At 68.2% G+C, this 5,013-nt stretch carries 4 protein-coding genes; 3 read left to right on the forward strand and 1 reads right to left on the reverse strand.

The features are described from left to right. Nucleotides 1-1,071, forward strand: a 1,071-nt coding sequence (locus ACNPM4_RS11065; protein ID WP_448985737.1) for a cryptochrome/photolyase family protein, incomplete at its 5' end; no start/stop codon positions are given. A 38-nt stretch (nt 1,072-1,109) separates the two neighbouring features. Here the strand turns inward: ACNPM4_RS11065 and ACNPM4_RS11070 are convergent. Then, nucleotides 1,110-2,054 carry a DUF1254 domain-containing protein gene (locus tag ACNPM4_RS11070; protein ID WP_091036568.1) on the reverse strand — a complete coding sequence of 315 codons (945 nt, stop codon included), beginning with the start codon at nt 2,052-2,054 and terminating at the stop codon, nt 1,110-1,112. Between the two features lie 145 nt (nt 2,055-2,199). Here ACNPM4_RS11070 and ACNPM4_RS11075 point away from each other — a divergent pair, with 145 nt between their 5' ends. Beyond that, nucleotides 2,200-4,110 carry a heavy metal translocating P-type ATPase gene (locus ACNPM4_RS11075; protein WP_448985738.1) on the forward strand — a complete coding sequence of 637 codons (1,911 nt, stop codon included), beginning with the start codon at nt 2,200-2,202 and terminating at the stop codon, nt 4,108-4,110. A gap of 162 nt (nt 4,111-4,272) precedes the next feature. Then, entirely contained in the window at nt 4,273-4,878 is a 606-nt protein-coding gene (locus ACNPM4_RS11080; RefSeq protein ID WP_448985739.1) for a hypothetical protein, read from the forward strand. Nucleotides 4,879-5,013 lie beyond the last annotated feature (135 nt).

Consider the following 5,013-nt stretch of genomic DNA (forward strand, 5'->3'; position numbering starts at 1 on the left):
GGCGCCGTGTTCTGGAACCGACGGTACGGGGGCGCCGAGCGCGAGATCGACTCATCGCTGAAGTCGGCACTCCGGGCCGAGGGGCTCGAGGTCGCGTCCTTCGCAGCATCCCTGCTGCACGAGCCGTGGACCGTGACGACCGGCAGCGGCACGCACTATTCCGTCTTCACCCCGTTCTGGCGCGCGTGTCTCGCGCTGCCGGCACCACGCGCGCCGCTTCCGGAGCCACGGACAGTCGATGGCCCGGATCATGTCCCCGCCTCCGATGCTCTCGACGACTGGGATCTGCTGCCCACCCGGCCGGATTGGGCCGGGGGCCTGCGCGACACCTGGAAGCCTGGGGAACCCGCCGCCCGGCGACGCCTCACGGAGTTCCTCGCTCACGACCTCCCCTCGTATGACCGCGCGCGCGACGAACCCGCTGCCGGTGCGACCTCGCTGCTCTCCCCGCGGCTGCGCTGGGGAGAGATCAGCCCCTTCACGGTCTGGCACGAGGCCGTCGGCGTGGACGGTGCCGGCGGATTCCTCTCCGAGCTCGGTTGGCGGGAGTTCGCTTGGCACACGCTGTACCGCTCCCCCGACCTCGCGACTCGGAATCTGCGTCGCGAGTTCGACGTATTCCCCTGGCCGCCCCTCGATCCCACGCATCTGGAAGCCTGGCAGCACGGCGAGACCGGAGTGCCGCTGGTGGATGCGGGAATGCGCGAGCTCTGGCACACGGGCTACATGCACAACCGCGTCCGGATGGTCGTGGCCTCCTTCCTCGTGAAGAACCTGCTGATCGACTGGCGACTCGGCGAGGAGTGGTTCTGGGACACGCTCGTCGACGCCGACGAGGCCAACAACCCGTTCAACTGGCAATGGGTGGCGGGCTCCGGTGCCGATGCGGCCCCGTACTTCCGCGTTTTCAATCCCGAGCTGCAGGCGAAGAAGTTCGACCCGCAGGGGCTCTACATCTCGCAGTGGGCCTCCGAAGCACCGACCGAACCGATCGTCGACCTCGGTGAGACCAGGAAGGCCGCGCTCGCGGCGTACGACGAGGTCAAGCGGGCGCCACGAACGCCTTCCTGATGCTCGAAGACGGCGAGGTCTGCACCGCCGGGGTGTGGTCAGCCGGCGATGATCTCCGGCACCTTCCATGAGGCGAGCTCACCGAGCCGCGGCCGGTAGAGCCGGATCAGGAGGTTCCAGCCCTCCGGGAGGGGAATGGAGTTCGCGGCATCGTCGCCGTGGTCGCCGAGGCGCACGGTGGTCGATCCGTCCTCGTTCTTGGTGGCGAACACGGAGTTGACGTTCGTGGCGCCGATCGGCCCGGGTTCGAAGTAGCCGGCCGCGTTGTAGACGCTGACCGACCAGAACGCGTCGGCGGGCACGTCTCGGAAGGTCATGGTGTAGCGGCCGACGGGAAGCTTGGGGTCGATGTTGATGTACGACGCCTCCGCATCGGGAAGGCCACCCCAGCCGAGCGCCGTGCCGACCAGGTGACGCACGGGGTCGACGTCTTCCTTCGCTCCGAAGCATCCCGACAGTCCACCCATCGTCTTGCCCAGCACGAGCAGGGCTTCGCGAACCTCGACGTAGCTGTCGTGGTCGTATTCGGGGTGAGAGAACTCCTGAGTGCCGCTCGCGGTGAGAGTGATCTGATCCTGGATCGCATTCACCGCTTCGAGGTCGCTCGGACTTGCCGGGTCGAAGAGGATGCGCGCCGCAGCGATGACGTGCGGGGTCTCGAACTCCTCGATCGTGAGGGGATAGGAGCCTGCCCGATGGAAGACACGGTTGATGTAGTGGTCCTGGTTGATGATCATGACCGAGACGTACCGGTCTCCGACCTCCGGCAGTGTGAGCGTGACGGGGCCCCCACTGAGATCGATGATCGCGACCGAATAGAGCGTGTCGCGGTTCTGTCGAATCACCGGTTGCTGGTCTAGGGGCGGGAGCGCACGGTCGTGGTGGAACACGCCCACCCCGCCGATGATCGGCAGCATCCGGTCGATCATCGTGTCGGTTTCTACCCGCGTGAAGTTGTCGACATCGACGATCTGGGCACTCATCCGGGGCTCCTCGCTGCTCTGTTGCCCACACACTATCGGGTGGGACGGTCGCCGGTGAGGCGCGCGGAATCGCCGCGTCTCGCGCTGCATCCGCGAGTCGTTCCGCCGCGGTGGACGTGCGCACCGATACGCGGGAAGCTGGGGCATGAGGTTTCTCCGCGTGCTCTGGCGATATCCGGCGATCACGACGACCGTCCTCGTGTTCGTGAGCGTGCTGGCCCTCCACGCGGTCGATGCCCCGGCCCTCGGACGTTGGGTCGCCACCGGTTACGTGGCGGTGTTCGTCGTCTGGACCCTCGTCGGAATGGTGCGCGACGTACTCCGTGGCCATGTCGGCCTCGACATCCTGGCGGTGGTCGCGATGGTGGCGACGCTGGCCGTCGGCGAGTACATCGCCTCGCTCATCATCGTGCTCATGCTCTCCGGCGGAGAGGCCCTCGAGGACTTCGCCGGCCGTCGAGCGAAGCGTGACCTCTCGGCTCTGCTGGATCGGTCTCCGCGCATCGCACACGTGCTCGTGCACGCGGAGTCCGCGGAGTCGGATGAGGTCAGGGATGTGCCCGTCGACGAGGTCGCCGTCGGCGCCGTACTCCTCGTGCGCCCGTCGGAGATCGTCCCGGTCGACGGCGAGCTCCTCACGTCGTCAGGCACGTTCGATGAGTCTTCGTTGACCGGTGAGAGCATGCCCGTGACACGTGAATCCGGAGACGAGGTGCTGTCCGGGTCCATCAACGGAAGCCGTGCCGTGCGGATCCGTGCCGTCCGCAGCAGCGCGGACAGCCAGTATCAGCAGATCGTGGCGCTCGTGCACGCCGCGGAAGACTCCCACGCGCCGGTGGTCCGCCTGGCCGACCGCTTCGCGATTCCGTTCACCGCGGTGTCACTCGTCCTGGCAGGGACGGCCTGGGCCGTATCGGGCGAGGCATCCCGATTCGCCGAAGTCCTCGTGCTCGCGACTCCCTGCCCGCTCCTGATCGCTGCCCCGGTCGCGTTCCTCGGCGGCCTCTCGCGTGCGGCGAAGACAGGCGTGATCATGAAGGGAGGGGCCGTCATCGAGCTGATCGCCCGTGTGCGGTCGGCCGCGTTCGACAAGACGGGCACGCTCACTCAGGGCCGACCGGAGCTCGTCGACGTCCGGCCCGCGAACGGCTTCGGCGCGGATGAGGTCCTGCAGCTCGCCGCCTCGGCGGAACAGTACTCGACGCACGTGCTCGCCGAGGGGATCCGCCGTGCAGCAGAGGCGCGCGGAATCACGCTCCTCGGCGCCGCCGAAGCTCGAGAGGAGGCCACGAACGGTGTCGTCGCCGAGATCGACGGAAGAGACGTGGTGGTGGGCAAGCCCGCTTACGTGGCGGCTCTCGCGCCCGACACTGCGCGGGCGACGCTCGAGCTGAGCCAGGCCGCAGCATACGTCGCGGTCGACGGTCGCTTCGCCGGGGTGCTCGTCCTCGCCGACCATCCGCGGCCCGAAGCAGCGGCTGTCATCGCGTGGCTGCGCACACACGAGGTGGATCGCATCGTCATGCTCACGGGCGATGTCGGCCCGACGGCGGAGTCGGTGGCTCATCAGGTGGGCATCTCCGAGGTCCACGCTGAACTGCTGCCGCCCGAGAAGGTCGCTCTCGCCGCTGAGCTGCAACCGCGCCCGGTCATGATGGTCGGCGACGGCGTCAACGACGCACCCGTCCTGGCCGCCGCGGACATCGGCGTCGCCATGGGAGCCAAGGGCGCGACGGCAGCTGGCGATGCCGCCGACGTCGTGATCCTCGTCGATTCGCTGGCGAAGCTCGTCGACGCCGTCTCGATCGGTCGTCACACGCTGCGGGTCGCTCTCACCGCGATCTGGATCGGCATCGGGTTGAGCATCGGACTCATGATCGTCGCGATGACCGGGCTCATCCCCGCTGTCGTCGGGGCGCTCGTCCAGGAACTCGTCGACCTCGCGACCATCCTGTACGCGCTCCGCGCGCTGGGCGGCCCCAGGACAGTGCTCCCGGCCGCCTCCATCTCCCCCGCACGGGCGCCGAACACCGCGACGATTCACCTCAACGGATGACGTGAGACGCGGACTCCCGGCTCACTGGTCGAACGCGAATCCTGCCCATTCTTCGGTGGGTGGGGGCACAGTCCAGGAGACGCGGTGACAGCACCGTGGCGATTCCAGGACGATCGGTCGAAGCCGCCGGTGACGTCGCGGAGGTCATGCCAGACTGGAACCGTGACCGAGTCCAGGAAGCCAGCCGTCGTCCGCGGCTTCGCTGCCTCGTCACTCGCGATCTTCATCGCACTGGCCGGTCACGTCTCCGGCGGAGGGCAGATGCCCGGTGCCGTCGGCATCCTCGTCCCCTGGGTCTTCTCGTTCATGATCAGCGTGCTGCTCGCGGGCCGCTCGTTGTCGCTGATCCGCCTCGGCATCTCCGTCGCCGCGAGTCAGTTCCTGTTCCATGTGCTCTTCGTCCTCGGCACGGTCACCCCGTCCGGCGTCTCGACGCCGCACGTGCACGGCACACCCCTCATGCTGCCGGCGGTGAACGGCATCCCCGAAGTCGCCACCGCTGACGCCTCGATGTGGCTCGGGCACGCGCTCGCCGGTCTGCTGACCGTGGCCGCGCTGTACCGCGGCGAACGCCTGCTGCTCGCGCTGCGCGACCTCGCGGTCCAGCTGGTGCGGTGGGTACGACGTCGTGCCGATCAGGTGCTGACTCTTCCGGCTCTTCGCGTCGCCCACCGACTCCACGGCCGGTTCGATGTCGCGCACGCATCCGATCTGGTTCTCCTCGCGACTCTGCGCGGCCGAGCCCCACCTCTCACCGCGGCGATCTGATCCGCATCCTCGGCCGCTCCCGGCCGAGTGTTGTGTCCCGCCGCGCGCATTCGATGCGCGCGGGCTCTGAACGCATGCACGCTCGTCGCTCCGGCGACGTCCGATGAGAGGCCATTCCCATGTCCCCTGTCCGCA

This window comes from Microbacterium umsixpiens (genome assembly GCF_053543675.1).